Annotated in this window: 29 protein-coding genes and 1 pseudogene; 25 read left to right on the forward strand and 5 right to left on the reverse strand. The window is 42.2% G+C overall.

Translation table 11 applies throughout. The annotated features are described in order from the left end of the window. The first annotated feature begins 13 nt into the window (after positions 1 to 13). The 12 genes from AC04Q4_RS02315 to AC04Q4_RS02370 all read left to right on the forward strand — a co-directional run bounded on the left by AC04Q4_RS02315 (position 14) and on the right by AC04Q4_RS02370 (position 9,551). A complete protein-coding gene (locus tag AC04Q4_RS02315; RefSeq protein WP_476388405.1) occupies positions 14 to 1,162 on the forward strand; it encodes an EpsG family protein in 1,149 nt (382 codons plus the stop codon). A gap of 3 nt (positions 1,163 to 1,165) precedes the next feature. Beyond that, entirely contained in the window at positions 1,166 to 2,290 is a 1,125-nt protein-coding gene (locus AC04Q4_RS02320; protein WP_476388406.1) for a polysaccharide pyruvyl transferase family protein, read from the forward strand. Positions 2,291 to 2,303: 13 nt separating this feature from the next. Continuing rightward, a complete protein-coding gene (locus AC04Q4_RS02325) occupies positions 2,304 to 3,824 on the forward strand; it encodes an oligosaccharide flippase family protein (RefSeq protein ID WP_476388407.1) in 1,521 nt (506 codons plus the stop codon). Between the two features lie 138 nt (positions 3,825 to 3,962). Then, entirely contained in the window at positions 3,963 to 4,733 is a 771-nt protein-coding gene (locus tag AC04Q4_RS02330; RefSeq protein WP_476389076.1) for an acyltransferase family protein, read from the forward strand. Between the two features lie 29 nt (positions 4,734 to 4,762). Next, on the forward strand, positions 4,763 to 5,773 hold the full coding sequence (locus AC04Q4_RS02335; protein ID WP_476388408.1) for a Coenzyme F420 hydrogenase/dehydrogenase, beta subunit C-terminal domain: 1,011 nt from the start codon (positions 4,763 to 4,765) through the stop codon (positions 5,771 to 5,773). A 60-nt stretch (positions 5,774 to 5,833) separates the two neighbouring features. After that, positions 5,834 to 6,031: a 4Fe-4S dicluster domain-containing protein gene (locus AC04Q4_RS02340; protein WP_476388409.1), complete on the forward strand. Its 198-nt coding sequence runs from the start codon at positions 5,834 to 5,836 to the stop codon at positions 6,029 to 6,031. 12 nt (positions 6,032 to 6,043) lie between these two features. Next, positions 6,044 to 6,946 (forward strand): sugar phosphate nucleotidyltransferase, encoded by a 903-nt coding sequence (locus AC04Q4_RS02345; RefSeq protein ID WP_476388410.1) that lies wholly within the window; start codon positions 6,044 to 6,046, stop codon positions 6,944 to 6,946. Between the two features lie 152 nt (positions 6,947 to 7,098). Continuing rightward, positions 7,099 to 7,443 carry a hypothetical protein gene (locus AC04Q4_RS02350; protein ID WP_476388411.1) on the forward strand — a complete coding sequence of 115 codons (345 nt, stop codon included), beginning with the start codon at positions 7,099 to 7,101 and terminating at the stop codon, positions 7,441 to 7,443. A 64-nt stretch (positions 7,444 to 7,507) separates the two neighbouring features. Continuing rightward, complete coding sequence (locus tag AC04Q4_RS02355; RefSeq protein ID WP_476388412.1) at positions 7,508 to 7,840, forward strand: hypothetical protein; 333 nt, start codon at positions 7,508 to 7,510, stop codon at positions 7,838 to 7,840. Positions 7,841 to 7,963: 123 nt separating this feature from the next. After that, positions 7,964 to 8,347 (forward strand): SMU1112c/YaeR family gloxylase I-like metalloprotein, encoded by a 384-nt coding sequence (gene gloA2, locus AC04Q4_RS02360; protein WP_476388413.1) that lies wholly within the window; start codon positions 7,964 to 7,966, stop codon positions 8,345 to 8,347. A 1-nt stretch (position 8,348) separates the two neighbouring features. Continuing rightward, complete coding sequence (locus AC04Q4_RS02365; RefSeq protein WP_476388414.1) at positions 8,349 to 9,122, forward strand: hypothetical protein; 774 nt, start codon at positions 8,349 to 8,351, stop codon at positions 9,120 to 9,122. A 111-nt stretch (positions 9,123 to 9,233) separates the two neighbouring features. Next, the gene (locus tag AC04Q4_RS02370) at positions 9,234 to 9,551 is read left to right on the forward strand and encodes a hypothetical protein (RefSeq protein WP_476388415.1); all 318 of its coding nucleotides are present in this window, start codon (positions 9,234 to 9,236) and stop codon (positions 9,549 to 9,551) included. Between the two features lie 53 nt (positions 9,552 to 9,604). Here AC04Q4_RS02370 and AC04Q4_RS02375 read toward each other — a convergent pair. From AC04Q4_RS02375 to AC04Q4_RS02390, 4 genes and pseudogenes are all read right to left on the reverse strand, one after another. Beyond that, positions 9,605 to 9,796, reverse strand: a pseudogene (locus AC04Q4_RS02375) (DUF6219 family protein). A gap of 174 nt (positions 9,797 to 9,970) precedes the next feature. Continuing rightward, positions 9,971 to 10,423, reverse strand: a complete 453-nt coding sequence (locus AC04Q4_RS02380) for a YolD-like family protein (RefSeq protein ID WP_173737050.1) — start codon at positions 10,421 to 10,423, stop codon at positions 9,971 to 9,973. A gap of 11 nt (positions 10,424 to 10,434) precedes the next feature. After that, on the reverse strand, positions 10,435 to 10,635 hold the full coding sequence (locus tag AC04Q4_RS02385; RefSeq protein WP_243873805.1) for a hypothetical protein: 201 nt from the start codon (positions 10,633 to 10,635) through the stop codon (positions 10,435 to 10,437). Positions 10,636 to 10,799: 164 nt separating this feature from the next. After that, entirely contained in the window at positions 10,800 to 11,087 is a 288-nt protein-coding gene (locus AC04Q4_RS02390; protein WP_173737049.1) for a helix-turn-helix domain-containing protein, read from the reverse strand. A gap of 120 nt (positions 11,088 to 11,207) precedes the next feature. Here AC04Q4_RS02390 and AC04Q4_RS02395 point away from each other — a divergent pair, with 120 nt between their 5' ends. The 5 genes from AC04Q4_RS02395 to AC04Q4_RS02415 all read left to right on the forward strand — a co-directional run bounded on the left by AC04Q4_RS02395 (position 11,208) and on the right by AC04Q4_RS02415 (position 16,265). Beyond that, positions 11,208 to 11,567 carry an HNH endonuclease gene (locus AC04Q4_RS02395; protein ID WP_173737048.1) on the forward strand — a complete coding sequence of 120 codons (360 nt, stop codon included), beginning with the start codon at positions 11,208 to 11,210 and terminating at the stop codon, positions 11,565 to 11,567. 321 nt (positions 11,568 to 11,888) lie between these two features. Further along, entirely contained in the window at positions 11,889 to 13,106 is a 1,218-nt protein-coding gene (locus AC04Q4_RS02400; protein ID WP_476388416.1) for an AAA family ATPase, read from the forward strand. Between the two features lie 11 nt (positions 13,107 to 13,117). Further along, a complete protein-coding gene (locus tag AC04Q4_RS02405) occupies positions 13,118 to 13,276 on the forward strand; it encodes a hypothetical protein (protein ID WP_177295953.1) in 159 nt (52 codons plus the stop codon). A 276-nt stretch (positions 13,277 to 13,552) separates the two neighbouring features. Beyond that, positions 13,553 to 15,361, forward strand: a complete 1,809-nt coding sequence (locus AC04Q4_RS02410) for a Na/Pi symporter (protein WP_476388417.1) — start codon at positions 13,553 to 13,555, stop codon at positions 15,359 to 15,361. Between the two features lie 73 nt (positions 15,362 to 15,434). Next, complete coding sequence (locus tag AC04Q4_RS02415; RefSeq protein WP_476388418.1) at positions 15,435 to 16,265, forward strand: TrmH family RNA methyltransferase; 831 nt, start codon at positions 15,435 to 15,437, stop codon at positions 16,263 to 16,265. A gap of 31 nt (positions 16,266 to 16,296) precedes the next feature. Here the strand turns inward: AC04Q4_RS02415 and AC04Q4_RS02420 are convergent, their stop codons facing one another. Then, a complete protein-coding gene (locus AC04Q4_RS02420) occupies positions 16,297 to 17,832 on the reverse strand; it encodes a PucR family transcriptional regulator (RefSeq protein ID WP_195455191.1) in 1,536 nt (511 codons plus the stop codon). Positions 17,833 to 18,034: 202 nt separating this feature from the next. Here AC04Q4_RS02420 and AC04Q4_RS02425 point away from each other — a divergent pair, with 202 nt between their 5' ends. The 8 genes from AC04Q4_RS02425 (at position 18,035) to queA (ending at position 23,870) form a co-directional block, all read left to right on the forward strand. Then, on the forward strand, positions 18,035 to 19,030 hold the full coding sequence (locus AC04Q4_RS02425) for a uroporphyrinogen decarboxylase family protein (RefSeq protein ID WP_173737044.1): 996 nt from the start codon (positions 18,035 to 18,037) through the stop codon (positions 19,028 to 19,030). A gap of 235 nt (positions 19,031 to 19,265) precedes the next feature. Next, the gene (gene ylxM, locus AC04Q4_RS02430) at positions 19,266 to 19,589 is read left to right on the forward strand and encodes a YlxM family DNA-binding protein (protein WP_173737043.1); all 324 of its coding nucleotides are present in this window, start codon (positions 19,266 to 19,268) and stop codon (positions 19,587 to 19,589) included. 3 nt (positions 19,590 to 19,592) lie between these two features. Continuing rightward, a complete protein-coding gene (gene ffh, locus AC04Q4_RS02435; RefSeq protein WP_476388419.1) occupies positions 19,593 to 20,945 on the forward strand; it encodes a signal recognition particle protein in 1,353 nt (450 codons plus the stop codon). Positions 20,946 to 20,990: 45 nt separating this feature from the next. Next, positions 20,991 to 21,236 carry a 30S ribosomal protein S16 gene (gene rpsP / locus AC04Q4_RS02440; RefSeq protein WP_015525220.1) on the forward strand — a complete coding sequence of 82 codons (246 nt, stop codon included), beginning with the start codon at positions 20,991 to 20,993 and terminating at the stop codon, positions 21,234 to 21,236. 54 nt (positions 21,237 to 21,290) lie between these two features. Next, positions 21,291 to 21,521 carry a KH domain-containing protein gene (locus AC04Q4_RS02445; protein ID WP_015525219.1) on the forward strand — a complete coding sequence of 77 codons (231 nt, stop codon included), beginning with the start codon at positions 21,291 to 21,293 and terminating at the stop codon, positions 21,519 to 21,521. Between the two features lie 61 nt (positions 21,522 to 21,582). After that, positions 21,583 to 22,089 (forward strand): ribosome maturation factor RimM, encoded by a 507-nt coding sequence (rimM, locus tag AC04Q4_RS02450; RefSeq protein ID WP_173737041.1) that lies wholly within the window; start codon positions 21,583 to 21,585, stop codon positions 22,087 to 22,089. After that, the gene (gene trmD, locus AC04Q4_RS02455) at positions 22,090 to 22,842 is read left to right on the forward strand and encodes a tRNA (guanosine(37)-N1)-methyltransferase TrmD (RefSeq protein ID WP_476388420.1); all 753 of its coding nucleotides are present in this window, start codon (positions 22,090 to 22,092) and stop codon (positions 22,840 to 22,842) included. A 2-nt stretch (positions 22,843 to 22,844) separates the two neighbouring features. After that, positions 22,845 to 23,870: a tRNA preQ1(34) S-adenosylmethionine ribosyltransferase-isomerase QueA gene (queA, locus tag AC04Q4_RS02460; protein WP_173737039.1), complete on the forward strand. Its 1,026-nt coding sequence runs from the start codon at positions 22,845 to 22,847 to the stop codon at positions 23,868 to 23,870. Positions 23,871 to 24,102: the final 232 nt, after the last annotated feature.

The following is a 24,102-nucleotide window of genomic DNA, read 5'->3' on the forward strand; positions in this document are numbered from 1 at the left end:
ATGGGAGAAAAGTGTGAGCGTATATTTAATAGGATTTTTTGTTTCAACATTAATTATTAAAGCAACAAATGTAATCAAAAAGAATCAGAGATTCGTTTTGATTTTAGTTGCACTTCTAATACCTTGCTTAATTGCAGGCTTGCGTGACAAATGCATTGGAACAGATGTGCAAACCTATCTTTCGCAAATGACCGATGCGGCAATTTCTGCGGAAAATTTTTCTGATTACATGACGACAAGATGGTTTATGATTTGGCGAAATCTTTATGTATCAGATTATGAAATAGGTTTTAGCACGACTGTATATATTGTTGCAAAGCTGTTTAGGAATATATATGCAGTTCAGTTCGTTATTCAAGGATTGGTGATTGTTCCAATTTGTTATTCTTTATATAAAAATAATCAAACACAAAATAGCCTGTGCTGGGTAGGGATTCTAACATATTATTTTATGTTTTTTAATTCGTCACTGAATTTGATGAGACAATCAATTGCAATGGCTTTTATTTTTTTGGCTTTTACTTTTTTTGAGAATAAAAACAATAAGATGTGCTGTTTCTTTACCATTGTAGCGGTGTTGTTTCATACAAGTGCTGTTATAGGAATATTGATTTACTTTATTTACAACTATGTAAATGCAGAGAAAAAAGTGGATGTAAGCGAAAGTGTACATGACGAACAGCGCAAAAATATAAATATGATGGTAGTTATACTCGTTGGATTTGTGATTGTTGTCGGTACGGGAATTGCAACTAAAATATTATCTTCCATTGGTTTGTCAAAATATGTGGGATATATCAGTGGAAACATTATGTTTATGCCGAACCAAATCTTGAGCAGATTGCCAGCAATTTTGATTTTACTATATGCAATGTTATATGCCAAAAGAAAAAACCGCACGTTTCAAAATTTTCAGTTTTATTTCACAATGATGATTTTTGACGTGTTGTTAGCTCAGTTTACGAGTGTGAATTCTTTTGCTGGTAGAATTGGTATGTATTTTTCACAGTTTGAGATGCTTGCTTTTCCTGCTATTTGTTATGAAACACGAAATAAAAAAATCATACAATTTTGCTTGATCGGATATATGCTTTTTTATTGGTGGTTTTTTTATGTGTTAAATGGTGTGAATGCTACGGTTCCATATGTTTTGGGGGTGTGAATTATGATTGGTTTATTGACGCTTAATCCTGTAATGTACAATTATGGAGGATTTTTACAGGAACTTGCATTGCAGGATACATTAAAGGAAATTGGATGTGATGTGGAAATAATAAACTATAAGCCATCGGAGGAAATGAATACTTTTAGCGTCAAACGAAATATTCGGTATTTGACGATGGATAAGGTTAAGCAAAAATTGCATCGTGCAAGGAACACGAATGAAATAAGCGATGACGTCGAAAAGAGTATTAAACTAAGGCATGCTGCGTTTGATAAATACAGAAATCAGGAACTGAAACTATCTTTGCCAATTACATACAATCAGTTAAAATCCGGAAAGTTAGTATATGATAAATATGTATGCGGTAGCGATCAAATATGGAACCCTGATTACAACATCCCTTCTTTTTTTCTTGATTTTGTTGATGATAAAAAAAGAAAAATAATTTATGCGGCCAGTTTTGGTAAAGAAACATTGAAGAAATATGAAGCAAAACGCTATGGAGAATTTTTGAAAGAACTCCAGTATGTTTCAGTTAGAGAAGAAACAGCACAGAAACTGGTTTCAAAAATATCCGGCAGAGAACCAGAATTGGTTCTTGATCCTACTCTTTTGCGTCCATATGAATACTGGAAGAAGAAGGCTGATACATCTAAGAAAAAATACACAAACTATATCTTTTGCTATTTTCTTAATTTGACTAAAGAAAAAATTGAGGAATCACAAAGATATGCGGAAAGAAATAATTGTAAGATAGTGATGATACCGTATTTGCATGACCGGGAAGATGAGATGTTCGGAGATATTCAGGATACAAATGTTGCTCCTAATGACTTTTTAAAGCTGATTGAAAATTCAACAGCCGTCTTGACGGATTCGTTTCATGCAACGGTTTTTTCGCTGATATTTAATAAGGAGTTTTGGGTGTTTGGTCGCAATTCTGGTTCATATAATATGAATACAAGAATTGATAATATTCTTAAATTATATAACGCCACAGAGCGTTTGATAAAACCACAAGAACTCGCAGTTAAGAAAAGAACTGATTGCTTATACAATACTGAATCTGTGGAAAAAGCAAAAGAACACTCTCTTGTTTTTTTAAAACAGGCACTTCAAAAATAATGGGTAGAAAGAGATGACAATAAAAATCGATCAACGTAAAGCTGGTGTAATTCTTTCATACGCCGGAGAATTAGTTAAAATATTAGTAAGTCTTGTATATACTCCGATTATGCTTCGCCTTCTGGGACAAAGCGAGTATGGGTTATATCAATTAGTATATTCGGTTGTTTCCTATTTGAGCCTGCTTAGCTTGGGCTTTGGCAGTTCGTATCTTCGTTTTTATTCAAGATATAAAGCGCAAAAAGATGAAGACGGCGTAGCAAGATTGAACGGAATGTTCATGATTATCTTCTGCTCGATTTCCGTTATATGCATTCTTTGTGGAATTGTAATGATTGGAAATATACGAAGCATCTTTGGAACAGGACTTACGGATAGCGAATACGATACGGCAAGGATTTTAATGGGATTGCTTATTATAAATCTTGCAATGACATTTCCGAATAGTGTGTTTAACTGTTCAATAACTGCTCATGAGAAATTTTTATTTCAAAAGCTCTTGATCTTGTTACAAAACTTATGCAGCCCATTCTTGACACTTCCTTTGTTGATTATGGGTTATGGATCAAAGGGCATGGTTTCCGTAACAACCTTTTTGACATTCCTTTTGCTGTTGTCTAATATGTTCTACTGCTTTAAGAAATTACATATTAGTTTTAAATTCCGTGGACTTCAGATTGGATTGCTGAAGGAAATGTGGGTGTTTACATTCTTCATCTTCCTGAATCAGATCATTGATCAGGTGAATTGGAGCGTAGATAAGTTTCTTCTTGGTCGATTGGCAGGAACAACAGCAGTAGCAGTTTATGGTGTTGGTGGACAGATTAATACACTGTACTTGCAGTTTTCTACTTCGATTTCCAATGTGTTTGTACCAAAGGTAAATCGAATTGTGGCTGAATCGGATGATAATGAGCAACTAACAAAGCTATTTACCAAGGTTGGTCGTATTCAGTTTATTGTATTAGGTCTGATTCTGTCAGGATTTGTTTTCCTAGGGAGTCCGTTTATAAAAGTGTGGGCTGGAGAGGGGTATAGTACTTCTTATGATGTTGCATTATTGCTGATTATCCCGGTAACAGTTCCATTGGTGCAGAATCTTGGTATTGAAATACAGCGTGCAAAGAATATGCATAAAGCGCGATCCATTGTTTATCTGTTTATCGCTATTGCTAATGTTTTTGTCAGCATTCCTCTAATTAAGATTATGGGACCGGCTGGTGCTGCACTTGGAACAGCAATTTCTCTTATTGCTGGAAACATTATTTTCATGAACTGGTATTATCATGCTCGCATTGGCATGAATATGTTTTACTTTTGGAAAGAAATTGCTAAATTTATTCCTGCGTTAATCGCACCGGGTATTGTTGGAATTCTTATTATGAGATTTGCTAATGTTACTGGTCTCATTAAACTTGGGATGTTTGCGATTATTTATACTTGGGTATATGGAATCTCAATGTACTTCCTTGGAATGAATGCCGAAGAGAAGCAGCTGGTGATGGGACCAATCAAAAAGATTCTAAGGAAATAATGAAATGGAAAGAAAAAGAGAGTATTGGCAAAGTATCAGAGGCATTTGTCTTTATGTCCGGGTACTTCGTGCCTATAGAATAGATTTGTAATAAGGATTTCAGCTATAAAGAGTGGATTTTAAATCGGGGGGGGGCGACTGTGCGTACCCTTTGTAATCTGGTCTTTGTTTTATAGTGGAATATCTTTGGCAAAAGATATTCACCACGGTGTGAGGGTATATTGGCTCGGATATATTTACAGATTTATAGTTGGAAAATCGGCCACACCTTTTTACTACATTGTCGTATTGATTCAACTTACAATCATTACGCCGTGGCTTGTTCATGTTGTAAAAGAAAGTAAAACGATTAAAAATCTCTTGTGGCTGATTACGCCCTGCTATCTTCTGTATGTATATGCGTGGAATTTTACGACTGGATCTTCGCCACGCCTTTATGAAACACTGTTTCCAGCATGGTTTGGATTTTATTATCTAGGAATCACTGTAAAATGTGGACTAAAACTGAAATGTAGTGGATGGGAAGTCTTGATTGCATGGGCAGTTAGCTGCGTAGAGGCACTCGCGTTGAGAAAACTTGGCATGAGTATGGGATTCTATACTAGCCAGATTACTGTTGGATCTTTCCTATATTCGGTTGCGGTAATCGATTGGATGTTCAAACAATCTGATACGCAAGGCGGAAATACAAAGCTACTGGGAAGAATCGGTGACTGTTCGTATGGAATTTTTTATGTTCACATAGCAGTGCTAACAGTAATTGGAAAATTCATACAGAGTGACGATTGGTATTTGTATTGGAGCCTGCGATTTGCGATGACCTCGGTTATTAGCTTTGCCATTATATTAGCTGGACAAAAGATTCTTAAAAAACAAAAGAAGTTATTGCGATTTATAGGGTTCATATGATATTTGGACTAGAGGGGAGGATATTAAGGATGAAACCGTTAAAGGTTTATGCCGGTTATAATACGGATAAAGATGTTAGATTGAGTAGTTCTTCTGGCGCGGTATTTTCCTCACTGGCAGAGTATGTATTGGAACAGCAGGGTGTTGTATATGGCGTTGCCATGGCAGAGGATTGCTACTCAGCCGAGTTTATTTCCGTCACAAGCAAGGAACAACTGACAAAACTGCGTGGTTCAAAGTATTTGCAGGCGAAAGTTGGTAATACATACAAGTCGGTCAAAGAGGATTTGATGTCAGGAAAGCTTGTGCTTTTTAGTGGAACCGGATGTCAGGTAAATGGCCTTAAAAGTTACCTCGGCAAAGAGTACGAGAATCTGATTTGCGTTGATGTTATTTGTCATGGAGCCCCTTCTCCGGCGTTGTGGAGAAAGTATGCTGAGCATCAGGAACAAAAGATAGGTGGAAAACTAAAAGGCATTAACTTTCGCTGCAAGGATGATAGCTGGACTGACTTTGGAATGAAAGAAATTTGCAAGAGTATTCCAGATGGCGAAACAAAGAAATTATATATTTTCAAAGACAAAGATGCCTATATGCAAATGTTTTTGAGAGATTATTGTTTAAGACCCTCTTGTTATGAATGCACAGCAAAAAATGTAAAAATGTCTGATCTGACAATTGCAGACTTCTGGGGCATTAATGATGTGGCTCCTGATATGAATGATGGCATGGGTACCTCTTTGGTGCTCATTCGCACAGAAAAAGGAAAAGATGCCTTTGAGAAAATTAGAAGTAGCATGAAACTGCAAGAAGTATCTTATGAAGATGGTGTGAGAGGTAACCCGGCTGAATACAAATCGTGTGCTAGACCAATGCAGAGAAATACATTCTTTGATGATATGCAAAGCATCAGTTTTGAAGAACTTAAACAAAAATATGCTGCTCCGATTAAGGTCTCTTTTATGACAAAAGTCAAACGAAAAGTTAAGAAAACAATCAAAAAAGTACTCCGAGTAATCGGGGGGGGGCAGAGAGCATAAACACAATGAAGAATATGGACTACTCTTTGTATTTTGTGTTTGATTGTCAGGAGAAGAAAGATGAAGGAAGTACCGGTACTATATAAAAGAAAAGAAGAATGCTGCGGTTGTACGGCTTGTTATGCCATCTGTCCGAAAGAAGCTATATCTATGGTGGAGGACGAAGAAGGCTTTGAGTATCCGCAGATAGATGAAAGCAAATGTGTTCGTTGCTATCAGTGTTTGAAAGTCTGTCCGTTCAAAGAAGCACGAGCATAGGAAGGAGAGATTATGAAAACAACATTACTTATCATGGCCGCCGGAATAGGTAGCCGATTTGGAACAGGAATAAAACAGTTGGAGCCGGTCGATGATGCAAACCATATCATTATGGACTATTCAATTCATGATGCAATTGAAGCAGGTTTCAATCATGTGGTATTTATCATCCGTAAGGATATTGAGAAAGAGTTCAAAGAAGTCATCGGAGACCGCATTGCCACTATTTGCTCTTCTAATAATGTAACTGTGGACTATGCTTTCCAGGACATCAACGATATTCCGGGAGAACTTCCGGCAGGCCGTACAAAGCCGTGGGGAACTGGACAGGCTGTGCTTGCTGCAAAAAATGTGATTGATACCCCATTCATTGTGATCAATGCAGATGATTACTATGGCAAGGAAGGCTTCAAGGCTGTACACGAGTATCTGGTGAATGGTGGTAAGTCCTGTATGGCAGGCTTTGTGCTGAAGAACACGCTGTCCGATAATGGCGGCGTGACTCGTGGTATCTGCAAAATGGACGAGGATAACAACTTGACTGAGGTTGTGGAGACCAAGAACATCGTAAAGACTGCCGATGGGGCAGAGACAGATGGTGTGGTTGTTGATGTGAATTCTCTGGTATCCATGAATATGTGGGGTTTGACTCCTGATTTTCTGGATGTGTTGGAGGAAGGCTTCAAAGAGTTCTTTGAGAAAGAAGTCCCGGGCAATCCGCTGAAAGCAGAGTATTTGATCCCTATCTTCATCGGCGAACTGCTGGAGCAGGGAAAGATGTCAGTGAAGGTCCTGAAGACCAACGACACCTGGTACGGAATGACCTACCATGAAGACGTCGCTGCCGTAAAGGACAGCTTCAAAAAAATGTTAGAAAATGGTCTGTACAAGGCTGACTTGTTCTCTGATCTGTGATATACTGGGAGCGGTAGCTCCCTACGCTGCTCGATAAATAATCCCACACCTCTCCGTGGTGAGCAGCAGGCAACGATCTTATGACCGGCGAAGATGTGAGAAAAGATAGTCGAAAATGAATCATACTACCCAAAAGAATAGGGGGGTGTATTATGGGAATCTTGTCACTGTTTCAAAGAAAACAGAAAAATACACAAGCAATTTCAAGAAGTAATGTTTCTTTGGAAAGGACAGCAGATAATATTCTTAACCAAAGAGGAAAGCAAATAGTAGATGGGCTTAACAAAACCACAGCTAGTACCGGTACGCCGATGGATAAATTGCATGGTGGGGCAAAAAGAATGGCTCAGATGTCAAACATAGGTGGCGGTTCAAAAGCAACTGGTGGAGGTGGCGTTGATGAAGGAATGAAAGCAATGCTACAATATACACAGGCCAATACTGTGAAAAAGATGGTATTGCAGGGCGAGAAGAAAAAAATTTCAGGCAAGAAGTAAGGTCGCCCTCACCCCAACACAGTGCTATACTTAAACAACTATAAAAGGAAAGAGGTTATCACCTATGCCCAGAACGAAAGGCAGCAAAAACCGTCCCAAAACCAATACTACCAAAGACTACGCATTCCAGATTGCAGAGAAGCAAGAATCTATTACTTCCCTGACTGCTGAGATCGCATCCATCACCGCCAACATTGACACGTTGAAGGCTGATCTGAAAGAGAAGAAGTCTGCTCTGAAGAAGGCCGAAAAAGAAGTGGCAGCTTTGGAAGCGAAGAAGGCAAAGGCAGATGCTAAGGCCGCTGAAGAAGCTAAGAAGGCTGAAGCCGAGAGTGTGGTTAAGATATTATTAGCCAGCGGTGTGAGTGCGGATGAGATTCTTGAGAAGCTGAAATAAAACCTACGCCGTGTGGACAAACTGAACTCCAGGAGTTCACACGGTATATTTTGAGGGGTTCTATATAGTTTGTAACGAAAATAAAAGAAGAACAAAATTAAAAGAAACGGAGTGTGACACAAAATGAACTTATCAAAAATACACCACATCGCAATTATCGTATCTGACTACGAAGTAGCAAAGGATTTTTATGTGAACAAGTTGGGATTTTCTGTCATCAGAGAAAACTACCGCCCGGAGCGTAAGGACTGGAAGTTGGATCTTCGTGTCAATGAATACACAGAGCTGGAGATTTTCGCTGAGGAAAACCCGCCGAAGCGTGTGAACCGCCCGGAAGCCTGCGGGCTACGTCATCTTGCGTTCTATGTTGATAGCGTAGAGCAGACAGTGAAAGAGCTGGTGGAGGTAGGAATTGAATGCGAGCCGATTCGGGTTGATGATTACACCGGCAAGAAGATGACTTTCTTCCATGACCCGGATGGACTGCCGCTGGAGCTGCATGAGTAAAATGAAGAAAACAAGAAAACCTGGTGGCGGTCGGAAGAAGCTGAAGCCGGAGTACGATGCAGGGAAAAATCTGAAAGAGCAGATTGCTGCTGCTGTGGCGCTTTATGATTCTGAGATGTCCTTGCAGGCCATCGGCGATGCGCTGAACCTAAACCCTATCAAAGTACGAAAGCTCCTCATCACGGCCGGTGTGTATGAATCGGATGTGGCGGAAAAGGTAAAAAACACTTTTGAAGAATACCGTGAAACACAAGACTACAAAACCTCCATACTCTCAACTGCAAACACCCTGAAACTTTCCAAAGCCTCTGTTACCTCGTACCTACCATATCAGAAAGGCGTGTATTTCCCAAGTACTGCATCAAAAGAGAAAATCAGTGTAGGAGCAGAGCGGCAGCGGAGATATAGAGCAATGAAGCGGTGGAGGGATGAGCCAACAGAAGAGAGTTTCTGGGGAGTGGTTCTGGCCTATGCTGGTGTGAAATTCAAAACCTACTCTGGATTGCCATTTACTTATGAGGTGCGGAAAGGCAGGAACGGCGAGTACACGAAAGAGCTGTGGATCGACCGCCGGGAGAAGAGTAAAAGTCTAGCGTGGAGTTCAGTGCTGCTGGCGCTGAAGAATATTAAAGGGGATGTAGTAGACCGCCCGAAAGCTTTGGGCGATATCCGGGGCGTAACTTACATCTACGGAATGTTCTATCGATTCGGGCTGATCAATGTGCCAGACGAAGTGAAGGAAAAAATGGGGCATCCAAAAGACCGCAAAAAATAGGTTGCTATGTACAGAAGTGTGCGGTAATATGTGCCGTAACTGAGAATATGAATCTCAGTTGGGAAGGATGGTAGCATTATAGAAAAACTGAAGGAAATGCTGGAGGAGTATTTGAAGAAAACAGAGCCGGAGTATTACCCACCGGTGGAGAACCTGCTGGATCTGATCTACGAGCATTACACGGAAAACAACCCAGTAGAGAAGAACACAGTTGCCGGGAAAACTGCAAAGGCCAAGGAAAAGGAACTGGAAGAGTGGCTGAGAGGGCTGGATAGAATGGATAGGCTCGTAGATGACTACGTCGGAAATAAGATTCCGCTTTGGGAGAAGATCACGGACCGGCAGGGAACGGTGTGCTGTGCATGGGAGAAGACCGCTTTTGAGGAAGGCCTGAAAGTCGGAATTCGGCTCATGATGGAAATAAAGTGAACTCCTGGAGTTCAAAAAAAGCCTTCGCTTTGTTGCGGCGAGGGCGTGTGTTCTTATTTTTCAGGCTTTTCAGCTTTTTTCTTCTTCGGTGCAATTTTGTGGCCTGAGTAGATTGCCATGCCCATGCAGACCAGAGAGCCACAAGCAAAATACTTGTGAGCCTGCATCAGTTTCTTTCAGCCCGTGTAGAAGCATCCTGCCATGCAGGCAAGTGCGCCGAGTGACCAATATTTATGTGCTTTCATTTTGTGTGTCCTCCTTATCTTCTTTCTGTATTTTGAGCAATTCCTCGATTTCCGTTTTACTCGCCGGCCGTACTACCTTTTTATTATCGTGTGCTACCGTTCCACAGTCAGGACAACGGTCAGGTAGCTTCTCTGCAGAGAAGCAGTAGCGGCAGGCATCGCAAAAGTAGTAATTCAAGTCATATTCACCCCAATCTCTAATATATCTTCAAATGCAATAATGGTCGGCAGCTCTTTGCCGGTATCGTTTATAAATCCTGTGTAAATTCGCAGTTCTTTATTTATCGCATCCACAGCATCCAGTATTCCGGCTATATTCTCATAGTAGCCGTCCGTGAAATATTTTATTGTGAGCTCTTGTCCTTTCCGAAGCTGGCTGATCTTTTGGTTCAGAGTTTGCTTGCCTTCTTCAGACAGCTCGATTCTATTTCCTTTGAGATGATCTCTGCCTTCAGAAGCAATCTCATCCTCATAGCCTCGCAAGGCGGCAAATGGAGAGAAGATTTTAGCACGATTGGACATCGGCATCCGGGGATGATTATGTGGCGGTTCCGGGCGGGAAGCATGGAGTATTTTGCCATACTTACTTTGGACGGCTCTGCCTTCCGGTGTGTTCTTGTAGTCCATGTTCTCCCTCCTTACTTGGCCTTATGGCCTTCTATCTGCTGATTTCTTTCCCTCATTGTTGCGCCGTCCATATAGTTGGTTTCTTTTAGTACGGCGTTCTTGCCGAACTTCTTCTTGAGACCCAGCATCGCATTCTGCAGCTTTTTCTCTTTTTCCAGTTTGGTGGTGTCTGTGAACAGATCAACTTGGAAAAATCCCTCATCTTTGACCACACGGTTGGCGGCTATTGTGATCCGTCTTACGGTCAGTGTTTACGGTCACTTCGGTAAGGCAGAACTGACGTGGGAGGAGTAAAAAAGAGCCTATCCGAGGATAAGCTCTCAAAGTGAGTGATATTCTACGCCGTAAGGCCCCGTCACTCCCGGATGATTAAGCATCATGCCATTGGTCTAGCTTGGGAAACAGTAAGAGTCAGTCCAAGATGCCGGAAAATGTTTAACAAAGTTCCAAGATTAGGAGTTGTTTTGCAAGATTCAATTCTTGCAACAGAGGACTGAGGAATGCCACACATGGCAGCAAGATCACGCTGGCTTAAGCCAAGTGCGTTTCGCTGCTCGACCATTGCGGTTACGATGGCTGCGATTTCTTCAGTTTCTTCCATGTCTTTTGCAATGACAGAATCGACTGCTTTTACGTGTTCTTTGTAATCGTTCCAAGTTTTCATAAATCACCGTTCTCCTTTAGCATCGTTCATTAGTGTATGGTCTCCTAAGTTATCTTATTCATTTGTTCAATATTATGACAGCATAAATGCTATCAAATTTCAATAGGAGGAAAAAGAAAAATGCCGTACAGACCAAAGACACCGTGCCATCACCCTGGCTGCCCAGAGCTGGTGGAAGCCGGCTGGCTCTACTGTGAGAAGCACCTGCCTCTCCATCCAGAGGTGACCCGCCCGGCAGCGAAGCGTGGATACAACAGGCGGTGGCAGAAAGTCAGAAAGTCGTATCTGGAAGCTCATCCACTTTGTGTGCAGTGTGCCAAGCAGGGCAAGTACGTCCGGGCAACGGTTGTGGATCACATCATTCCACACCGTGGTGACCAGAAACTTTTCTGGGATCAGAACAACTGGCAGTCGCTCTGCAAAAGCTGCCACGATAAAAAGACGCTGACCGAAGACATCAACCCGACCTACACCTACTGAAAAAGCAATGTTCAAAGCTTGGCTGCACGGCTGAGATGATAAGGGATATGGCCTTTTCCTTATGCCTTCAGTGCGGTACGGCAATCGTACCAAACCATAAAGGCAGTTGGTCGATGAATACGAGGCTTGGAAGGAAGCCAACCCCAACGCATAACAACACCCAAAAGGTACACGCCCTGAAAAAGGGCTGTGCCTCGCATCCAATATGTTTCTGAATTTGGAAAACATTACACTGAATAAAATAAAAGTTTCCGAAATGGGAAAATAATTTGATGTTCTGCGTATAATATGCTATACTGAGAAAAAAGGAGGAATGCAGATATGGTTGAACGAAAAGAATATCTTGACCAGCTTTGGGCATGGAAAGACGAGCAGCAGATCAAGGTCGTGACCGGAATCCGCCGCTGTGGAAAATCTGTACTTCTGGAACAGTATCAGCAGAGACTCTTAGCGAATGGAGTTACACCAGAACAGATTATTTCTATCAATTTTGAAAATCTGGATTACGAACCTTTAAAAGATTATATGAAGCTGTACAATTACCTCAAAGAACGTTTGTGTGCAGATAAGATGACATACATCTTTTTGGATGAGGTTCAGGAAGTTCCATCATTCGAGAAAGTGGTTGACAGCCTTTATATCAGAGACCATGTGGACGTTTATATCACAGGCTCCAATGCATATATGCTGTCAAGTGAGCTTGCAACGCTTTTGTCAGGAAGGTACACAGAGATCAAGATGCTGCCGCTTTCTTTCCGTGAGTATATGGCGGTGACAGGTATGGAAAAAGAGGAAGCTTTTGCAGAGTTTATGAAAACTGGTGGAATTCCGTATGTGGCAGTAATGAACCGCACGGATGAAAAAATAGATCAGTATTTAGAGGGAACCTACAATACCGTTATTGTAAAAGATATCGAGCAGCGGCAGGCAAGAAGGGAAAAAGAAGGTGGAAAACGAAAAATCACAGACATTGCGTTACTAAAGACAATTGCCAGGTATCTGGCAAGCGTTATCGGCAGCCCGGTGTCAATGAAAAGTATAACCGACTATCTGACCTCAGCGGGTAGAAAAGTATCCCAAAACACAGTCAGCGATTATGTGGAAGCCCTGACAGAGTCTTTTATTTTTTATCCTGTGGAGCGATTTGACATTGTGGGGAAGCAGCTCTTAAAGGTTAACAATAAGTTTTACATGGTAGATATGGGAATCAGAAACCACATTCTTCCGAGAAAACGATATGATCTTGGATTTACCATTGAGAACATTGTGTATCTTGAACTTTCACGAAGGGGCAGCAAAGTCAACATCGGAAAATATGGTTCTACTGAGGTCGACTTTGTGACACAGAAGGAAGGTGTGCTTACCTATTATCAGGTAACTGCTGATATGACGGCGGAAGAAACTTTTGAGAGAGAGATGAGACCGCTGCGGAGCATTCAGGATAATTATGAAAAGATTGTCCTGACACTGGATCGTTTTTCACTCGGAAATTACGATGGCATAAAAGTTGTGAATGTCATCGACTGGCTTTTGGGATGAGGAATCTGCATATGAGCGATGTGGAAATTAGTCAAAAACAGCAGATTGATAGTAATGATCAGAAACCGGATGGCAAAAGTGTCACGGAATCTCTTACCGGGATTCTGAAAGAAGATGACCTTGATGCGAGAAAGGCAAAAAGGCTGAAAGAAAAATACGAAACGGCGTAAATAGAACATAAGATCAAGGACTTCTTCGGAGGTCCGTTTTCTTTGCGAAAGGAACGATAAATATATACATCTTTATTGTTTTTGCTGCCTGTGATTGCAATATTTTTCTTTCAGCCAAAATCTTTTGTTGTAATCTGGGAATTGATGTGGCATAATAAATGGGAAAATGTTAAAAATAAGAAAAATCCAGATTAAGAAAATGCAAAATCGCATTTTCGGGAGAACACTGCTTCTGCTGCGAGCTGGCAGAATGCGAGTATGACAAAGGAGAAAATTATGGCAATTTTTTCAATGATCTTATCTTTGTTATGTGGAGTATCATTATTTCTTTTTGGAATGTCCCTGATGGGCGATGGTCTGAAGCTGGCGGCCGGTAATAAGCTGGAAGCTTTTCTGTATAAGATGACCAATACTCCGCTTAAGGGTGTTGCACTTGGTACTGGTGTTACCAGTGTGATCCAGTCGTCTTCTGCGACGACGGTTATGGTAATTGGTTTCGTAAACTCCGGTATGATGAAGCTGAAACAGGCGATCGGTATTATCATGGGAGCTAATATCGGAACCAGTATCACAGGTTGGATCTTATGTCTTTCTTATATTGAAGGATCCAATGGAATCGCAAGTATTCTTTCCACAGCAACAATCTCAGCTGTTGTGGCTGTAGTTGGTATTATTTTCCGCATGTTCTGTAAGCGAACCTTACATAAGAATATTGGAAATATCATGCTTGGTTTTGCCATTCTGATGACCGGAATGCAGATGATGAGCGGTGCGGTTTCTCCGCTGCGTGAGAGTCCTGTATTTATCAAGATGCTTACGATGTTTTCCAACCCGATTGCTGGTATTCTTGTTGGTATTGCTTTTACAGCTGTACTTCAGAGTGCTTCTGCGACAGTCGGTGTACTGCAGGCGCTTTCTGTGACAGGAATCCTGACATTTGCCAGTGCATTTCCGATTGTTCTTGGTATTGGTGTTGGTGCCGCATGTCCGGTTCTGATCTCCGCGGTCGGAGCTAATAAGAATGGTAAAAGAACAGCTCTTGTATATCTGATCAATGACCTTTTCGGATTGATTCTGTGGTCAGTTGTCTTTTATACAGCTAATGCGATCGTACACTTTACATTTATGGATATGACCATGACACCTGTAGCAATCGCACTTTTGAATACAGTGTTCCGTCTGGCAACAGTTATTGTACTGTTCCCGTTCATTCCGAAGGTCGAGAAGCTGGTATGCTGGCTTGTTAAAGATAACCAGGAGGATCTGGAGGATGAGGCTGATTTCGATCTTCTTGAGGAGCGTCTTCTTAATTATCCTGCTCTTGCGATCGCGCAGTGTCACCGTGTGATGAACGGTATGTCCAAGAAGCTTCGCAAAAATGTCAACAGGGCGATGAATCTTCTGAATGATTATCAGCAGGATAAATATGATAAGGTTCAGCGTAAGGAGGATCTGATCGATAAATATGAGAGCCGTCTTGGCGAGTATCTGATCCAGCTTACAAAGCGTGAGATGAATACTGCTCAGACAAGACAGGCTTCCCTGTATCTGCATACCATCAATGACTTTGAGCGTATTGGAGATCATGCTTCTTATATTGCTCATATGTCCAGCGAGATGCACGATAATCATACGAATTTTTCACAGGAAGCATGGGATGAATTAAATATTGTTATGGAAGCTGTCCGTGAAGATATTAATATTACCTGCAATGCTTTTATGAAAGATGATAAAGAGATGGCACAGAGAGTTGCACCTCTTGGAGCTGTGATCACAGGTCTTTGTGATGTGCTGAAAATGCGCCATGCAGAGCGACTCAGCCAGGGTAAATGCGGTCTGGAAGAGGGAACTGTATTCAGTGATATCCTCAACAGTTTCTGCCGTATTGCAACACATTGTGCAAGTGCTATGGTTGCGTTGAGGAAGAGTGATGAGACGGGATCAGATATCCATATCCATGATTCCAAGATTTATCCGACGAACAGCACGGAGTATTATCAGTATTTTAAAGAATACGGACAGAAATACGATATTGGAAGTCAGGAAGGCCATATGCTTAGTATGGAGCCGGAAGAAGTAGAATAATAGTAAAATCAAAGGGACAGTTCAGTTTGGCTGTCTCTTTTTTTGAGAATGGAGGGTATCGGAGATAACAAAAATGTCAAATATTATAGAAATCACAGATTTTAATGCCCCGGAGCTGGATGTTTATGCCAGAATCTCTGAAGTACAGCTTTTGAACCGGGCAGAGCCTGAGAAGGGAATTTTTATTGCAGAGAGTCCGAAGGTGATCGAACGCGCATTGGATGCCGGATGTAAGCCGATTTCGTTTCTTGTGGAGCATAAGCATATTGAAGGTGAGGCGAAGGAGCTGATCTGGCGGTGTGGGGATATCCCCGTTTATACTGCTGCGTTCGATGTGCTGACACAATTAACAGGATTTAAGCTTACCAGGGGAATGCTCTGTGCCATGCACAGACCTGCACTTTCGGAAATTGAAGAAGTATGTGGAAATGCACGTAGGATCGCAGTCCTGGAAAATGTGGTAAATCCTACAAATATAGGTGCGATCTTCCGTTCTGCAGCTGCCCTTGGAATGGATGCGGTACTTCTGACACCGGGATGCAGCAATCCGTTATATCGCCGTGCGATCCGTGTAAGCATGGGAACTGTATTTCAGATCCCCTGGGCATTTTTTGATGAAAAGACAGACTGGAAAACAGAGGGAATCCGGAAACTTCAGGAAATGGGATTTAAGACGGCGGCTATGGCCTTGAGAGAAGATTCTGTTGATATTGATGACCAGAAACTGCTTGCTGAAGAAAAACTGGCAGTTGTCCTTGGTACAGAAGGAGATGGTCTTGCATTTGAGACCATTGCGGACTGCGATTATACGGTGTGTATTCCCATGGCTCATGGGGTTGATTCACTGAATGTTGCAGCTGCCAGTGCAGTTGCTTTCTGGCAGCTCGGAAATCCGGATTTTTGATCCACAGGAAAAGAAGAACAGGCGTAAACTCTTATTTTTCTGCCTGATTTTCCGATTCCATATCCATCAGATGGAATGAAAGCAGCAGATACAGGATTTCATCTCTGTCTGTAAGATCAGAATCCAGAAATGCCCTGATCTTATCCAGACGGTAAAGAAGTGTTGTTCTGTGGATGAACAGAGCGTTGGCTGTATGGGCAATATTCTGGTTATGTTCCAGAAAACACCGCAGCGTATCATAAAGATGAGACTGTCCGGCCTCATCTTTATATTTCAGGGAGAGAAGCTTTTCATGGCAGATCATGTAAGCAGGAAGTTTTCTGGTAGCCTGTTCCAGAATATAGGGCAGTGCAATAGAATTAAAATGGTGGATACTCTCGGCAGGGTTCTTGCGCTTGCCAACCTGCAGTGCAACAGAAGCCTGGGTGTACTGGCGGTGAAAATTGAAATGTCCGAGCATTTTTCTGCTGTATCCGGCATTTAACATACTGCTCTTGATGAAACCTTCAATCTTGTCTGAAATCTCACGGACAGTCATGGTGCAGAGATCCAGATTGATAAAAAGCACTGCATTTCCCTTATATTCGGTAGCGCAGCTGGCAGGGATGGTATTTTCCAGATAATTGCAGATGGCGTTAAGTGTCAGGTTCTTCTGATCAATGAGACCGGTCTGGATCAGAATACACTGATACATATGGGAAGAAAGCCACCCTACATTACTTAGCTGCTGGCTGATTTTTACATAATCAGCACCTGGATCTGTCATAATGGAAATGAAGATCTGGTGCAGTGGAAAAGATTTATCCCGGTTATGCATGATACCTGTGGAAAGTGCGTGAGATACCATCTGGGCCAGATATTCCAGAATGAAGCCAAAAGTATCATCCAGAGGAGCTTCCCCTTCAGAGAACATCAGCCTGTATACAGCTTTATCATTATTGGAGATGTTCACACAGAGAGCTGGAACAGTGAGATCATTCCCTGGATAATAGAAATATCCTGTTTTGTAAAAAGCTTCTTCGTAGTTGAGATCCTGTTTCAGGCTGTCAACCAGAGCCCAGGAATTTTCGCTGGAGCCCAGAACGGAATTGGAGAGATCTCCAAGCTCCCATTTTTTGGAGGCAATGATCGTGAAATCCATGCCGATCAGCATCATGGGATTGGGGATGATACAGTCTGTCAGTTCCATAAGTTCCATTATGGAAGCATTTCTTAGACGGGAATCGATAAGGGACTGGTTCCACTGGTCATAAATAAGAAAGATTTCCTGCAGTTTATTGAGAATCATATTAACAGGAATGTCCTGAGGAATCACACACAGATTCGGCTGGGACAGTTCGTAATCATGATATGATGCTCCGACAATGAGAAAAAGGATATTCTTAGGATGTCGGAATGTCAGCCGAAAATCCGGTTCTGAAACAAGATAGATGCGGCCATCCTGAAGAGGGGTGGCCTTTTCGAAACAGGCGGGACAGGAGAGAACCGGTTCTGTATCCAGCCTGGATGTATGTATTGGAAATGATTTCTGCAGATGATAGCAGATCAGTTTGGAACTGAGTTTCAATGAAAAACCTCCTTCCTATACTTTATAGGAAAATATTTAAATAATAACCCTATTATGAGGAATTGTGATTCTTATAAAATTCAGTATAATAGAATCATAAAGAAAAAACAAGTGCAGAAATAAAGCTTTTTCATGGGGCGTAGCGTGATGAATATGTAGAAAAAGTCTTTTCCTGCATAATAACGTAGCGGAGGTGCTTTTTATGTTGACAAAAAGACAGAATATGATGGAAGTAATCCGTGGGGGGAATCCGGATCGTTTTGTAAAACAGTATGAAGGACTGACATTTGTACTGAATACTCCTTATCAGGTAGAATATCCGATGATGCCGGAAGCACCTGGAGCACCAACAGTAAAATGCGGCTGGGGTTACTATAATTCCTGGCCAGCCGGAACACCTGGAGCATTCCCGCTTCATGATCCGGAACATCTGGTATGCCCTGATGTGGCAGAATGGAAGAAATATGTAAAGGCACCGGATATCAATTATACAGAAGAGGACTGGAAAGCATGTCAGGAGACGGTTGCAGGAATTGACCGCAATGAGACAATGGTGGCTACGCTGATCGCACCGGGGGTTTTTGAGATGTGCCATTATCTCTGTGAAATCCAGAATACCATGATGAATTTCTATGAAGAGCCGGAGGCTATGCATGAGCTGATCGAGTACATTACAGAGTGGGAACTGAAATGGGCTGAGCAGATCTGTACTTATATGAAACCGGATGTTATTTTCCATCATGATGACTGGGGTACACAGAACTCCACATTTATCAGTGTGGATATGTTCCGTGAGTTTTTCCTTGATGCTTACAAGCGTATCTATGGTTACTACCATGACCATGGCGTGGAACTGATTATTCATCACAATGACAGCTACAGTGCAACCCTGGTTCCAACTATGATCGAGATGGGGATAGATGTATGGCAGGGATGTATGTCTGTAAATGATCTTCCGAAACTAATCAAAGAATATGGCAAGGACATCACATTTATGGGTGGTATTGATAATGGCAAAGTTGACCGCTTTGACTGGACACAGGAAATGATCCAGGAAGCTACAGATCAGCTTTGCAGAGATTGCGGTAAGCTTCATTTTATTCCATGTACCACACATGGTCTGAACTTCTCCTGTATTCCGGGTGTTTATGAAGCTGTAGATAAAGAGATTGATAAGATGACAGAGGAACTGTTTTAAACAGGATTCTGCGGATATTTCTGATGAAGCTGTATAGCCGCATATATAAACAGTTATATATAATATATATAATAGGAAGAAATGCGTAGGCAGGAAGCCGGAAAAGTATGAAGAATTCCACCAGTGGATCACTTTTCCGGCTCTTTTTGCGCTTTTTTTGAAAAAATATTTTTTGTAAAGCAAAAACGCTTGACAGATATGCAGGAATCGTGTATGATAGCCAAGGTGATTACAGATGGAGAAATTTGTAGAGCAGACTTTTTTATTTGATTTTTATGGAGAGCTTCTGACAGAGAGGCAGCGGCAGGTGTACACCAGTGTTGTGTTTGAGGATTATTCCTTAAGCGAGGTTGCCGAGGAACTCGGTATCAGCAGACAGGGCGTGCATGATATGATCAGACGGTGTAATCGTACGTTGGAAGAATACGAAGAGAAGCTCCATCTGGTCGAGAAATTCCTGAACATCCGCAGTCAGGTTATGGAAATCCATAAACTGGCAGGTAACTACCACGCCGAAGATATTGCGGCGATTTCCAAAGTGATATTAGAGGAGTTATGATCAATGGCATTTGAGAGTTTAACAGATAAACTGCAGAATGTATTCAAGAAACTGAAGGGCAAGGGCCGGCTTACAGAGGCTGATGTCAAGACAGCACTGAAGGAAGTTAAGATGGCACTTCTTGAGGCCGATGTTAACTTCAAGGTTGTGAAACAGTTCACGAAATCCGTTCAGGAAAAGGCAATCGGACAGGATGTTATGAACGGCCTGAATCCGGGACAGATGGTTATCAAGATCGTTAATGATGAGCTGGTAAGCCTGATGGGAAGTGAGACAACAGAGCTTCCGGTCAAACAGGGTATGGATATTACAGTTCTCATGATGGTCGGTCTCCAGGGTGCAGGTAAGACTACTACTGTTGCCAAGCTGGCAGGTAAACTGAAATCCAAGGGAAAGAGACCACTGCTTGTAGCCTGTGATGTTTACCGTCCGGCAGCGATCACTCAGCTGCAGGTAAACGGTGAGAAGCAGGGCGTTGAGGTCTTTTCCATGGGAGATAAGCAGAATCCCGTGGATATTGCGAAAGCAGCTATCGAGCATGCGAAATCCAATCAGCAGAATGTTGTGCTGATCGATACTGCAGGTCGTCTTCATATTGATGAGGATATGATGCAGGAGCTTGAGAATATCAAGGCGAATGTAAATGTGGATGCGACTGTGCTCGTTGTTGATGCCATGACAGGACAGGATGCGGTGAATGTAGCGCAGAACTTTTCTGACAAGGTTGGTATTGATGGTGTGATCCTTACCAAGATGGATGGTGATACACGAGGTGGAGCTGCACTTTCCATTAAGGCAGTAACAGGTAAACCGATCTTCTATGTTGGTATGGGAGAGAAGCTTTCTGATCTGGAGCAGTTCTATCCGGAGCGTATGGCTTCCAGAATCCTTGGCATGGGCGATGTGATGAGTCTGATCGAGAAGGTGGAAGCATCTGTTGATCAGGAGCAGGCACAGGAGATGCAGAAGAAGCTGAAGAAAATGGACTTCGACTTCAACGATTATCTTACCAGCATGGAACAGATGAACAAGATGGGCGGTATTTCCAGTATCCTGAATATGCTTCCTGGAATGGGCGGCAAGATGAAGGATATCGAGGGCATGATCGATGAGAAGGCTATGGACAGAACCAAGTCCATTATCCTTTCCATGACACCTCAGGAAAGAAGTAATCCGAATATTTTGAATATATCCCGCAAAAACCGTATTGCCAGAGGTGCGGGCGTGGATATCACAGAAGTGAATCGACTTGTGAAGCAGTTTGAGCAGAGCAAGAAGATGATGAAACAGATGCCGGGCTTAACAGGCGGCAAGATGAACATGGGAAAAAGAGGCGGCTTTAAGCTTCCCTTTTAAATAAACAAATATAAATTTTCAGAAAGATAATTGGAGGAAAACAAAATGGCAGTAAAGATCAGATTAAGAAGAATGGGACAGAAGAAAGCACCTTTCTATAGAATCGTAGTAGCAGATTCCCGCTGCAAACGTGACGGAAGATGTATCGCAGAGATCGGAACATATGATCCGAACCTCGACCCAAGTGTATACAAGATCGACGAAGAGGCAGCTAAGAAATGGCTTGCAGCTGGTGCTCAGCCTACAGAAGTAGTTGCCAAGCTTCTTAAACTTGCCGGAATCGAGAAATAATACCTGGCAGATCAGATCTGCGGGACCCGTAAGGGCAGAGCAAGGAGGTATGTAATGAAACAACTTGTAGAAGTAATTGCAAAATCTCTTGTAGAAAATCCGGATGAAGTAGTCGTTACTGAGACTGAGAAAGACGATGCCATCGTTGTTGAACTGAAAGTCGGACCGGCCGATATGGGCAAGGTCATCGGAAGACAGGGAAGAATTGCCAAGGCAATCCGTACCGTTGTAAAGGCGGCTTCTTCAAAAAGCAGCAAAAAAGTGATTGTAGATATTCTGCAATGAAAAAGAGAGACAGGAGCTGTGGATTCCATGGCTCCTGTTTTCACTCTGAAAGGGAGCGAAAATGGAAGATTTATTAAAGGTAGGAGTTATTACAACGACTCACGGTGTTCGTGGTGAAGTAAAGGTTTTTCCAACCACAGACGATGCTGAGCGTTTTCTTGATATAGAATATGTGCTTCTGGACACAGGAAAAGAACTTCGCAGACTGAATATTAAGAACGTGAAGTTTTATAAGAATCTTGCAATCCTGAAGTTTGAAGGCGTTGATAATATCAATGATATTGAAATGTACAAAGGCCGTGATCTGTGGATTCCGCGGGAGGAGGCACAGGAGCTTGGTGAGGATGAGTATTATGTCGGTGATCTGATTGGGATGGATGTACTTCTGGAGAACGGGGAGAAATTCGGAGTGCTTCGTGACGTGATGGAGACAGGTGCCAATGACGTATATGTGGTGGAACAGGTAAATGGAGATGAGATCCTTCTTCCTGCTATCCACGAATGTATTCTTGACGTTAATGTTGATGAAAATACCATGACTGTACATTTGATGAAAGGGCTTGTTTAAATGAATTATCATGTACTTACGCTTTTTCCGGAGATGATCGAGAATGGGATGAATACAAGTATCACCGGCCGTGCGATAGCCAAAGGGCTTCTGACGCTGGAAGCTATCAATATCCGAGATTTTGCTTTTAACAAGCATCAGAAAGTAGACGATTATCCATATGGCGGCGGTGCAGGAATGCTGATGCAGGCAGAGCCTGTATATCTTTCCTATGAGTCCATTGTCAACCGGATCGGAAAAAGGCCGCGTGTGATCTTCCTTACTCCACAGGGAAAAACTTTCAACCAGAATATGGCAAAGGAATTTGCGCTGGAGGATGATCTGGTTTTTCTCTGCGGCCATTATGAGGGGATTGATGAACGCGTTCTTGAAGAGATTGTGACAGATTATGTTTCTATCGGTGATTATGTACTTACAGGCGGAGAGCTTCCTGCCATGGTAATGATGGATTCGATTTCCAGAATGGTACCAGGTGTTCTGAATAATCAGGAATCCGGTGAGACGGAATCTTTTTCCGGAAATCTTCTGGAATATCCGCAGTACAGCCGCCCGGAAGAGTGGCATGGAAAAAAAGTTCCGGAGGTGCTGCTTTCCGGACATCATGGAAATGTGGATAAGTGGCGGAGAGAACAGTCCATCATCCGTACTGCCAGGTGGAGGCCTGATCTGCTGCCCAAGGCTGACCTGACTAATAAAGAGTGGAATGAGATCCGCAGACTTCGTAAACAGTGGAAAGAGGAAGTGGAAAAATAATTATGAAAACATCAGATTTTTATTATGACCTGCCGCAGGAACTGATCGCTCAGGATCCGCTGGAGGACAGAAGTTCCTCCAGATTGATGCATCTGTCACTGAAGGACGGAAGCATTGAGCATCGTCATTTTACAGATATACTGGATTACCTGCATAAAGGTGACTGCCTTGTGATCAATGATACCAAGGTTATCCCGGCGCGTCTTTATGGCCATAAGGAGGAGACAGGAGCTCTTATTGAGATCCTTCTTCTGAAACGCCGTGAGAATGATATCTGGGAGTGTCTTGTTAAGCCGGGCAAAAAAGCTCGTCCCGGTGCAAAGATCACATTTGGTGACGGAATCCTGAAAGGCGAGATCATTGATATCGTGGATGAGGGAAATCGTCTGATCCAGTTCCATTATGAAGGAATTTTTGAGGAGATTCTGGATCAGTTAGGTGAGATGCCGCTGCCACCGTATATTACTCATAAATTAAAGGATAAAAATCGTTATCAGACTGTATATGCAAAAAATGAAGGTTCTGCTGCTGCACCTACAGCAGGACTGCATTTCACACCGGAGCTTCTTGAAAAAGTGAAGGAGATGGGGGTAAATATTGCCCATGTAACTTTACATGTAGGTCTTGGAACTTTCCGTCCTGTAAAAGTAGATGATGTTGAAAAGCATCATATGCACTCTGAGTTTTATATTGTGGATGAAGATCAGGCGAAACTGATCAATGACACAAAGAAAAACGGCGGAAGAATAATTTCTGTAGGTACTACCAGCTGCCGTACGCTGGAGTCTGCAGCTGGTGAGGATGGGATTGTAAAGGCCGGAAGCGGCTGGACAGAGATTTTTATCTATCCGGGATATAAATTCAAGGCAATTGACGGACTGATCACGAACTTTCATTTACCGGAATCAACGTTGCTGATGCTGGTTTCTGCCTTAGCAGGAAAAGAGCACATAATGGCAGCTTATGAGGAAGCTGTGAAGGAGAGATATCGTTTCTTCAGTTTTGGCGATGCGATGATGATCGAATAAAAAAGTATATACAAATCGTAAAATTACAAAAACCGGAAAAGTTCTGAATACGAGCTTTCCCGGTTTCTTTTTTATTTTATAACTTTATAAGATTTTTACAGGGCTATTCTTCACTGTCGTCGGTGAAATCAGAATCATCGCCGTAGTTGGAATCATCATCTGAGCTATAATCTTGGTCATCGGATGTATCGTCTGAACTGGTATCATAATCAGAATCATCGCTGCTTGCAGA

The sequence above is a fragment of the Blautia sp. HA8986 genome (genome assembly GCF_056504635.1).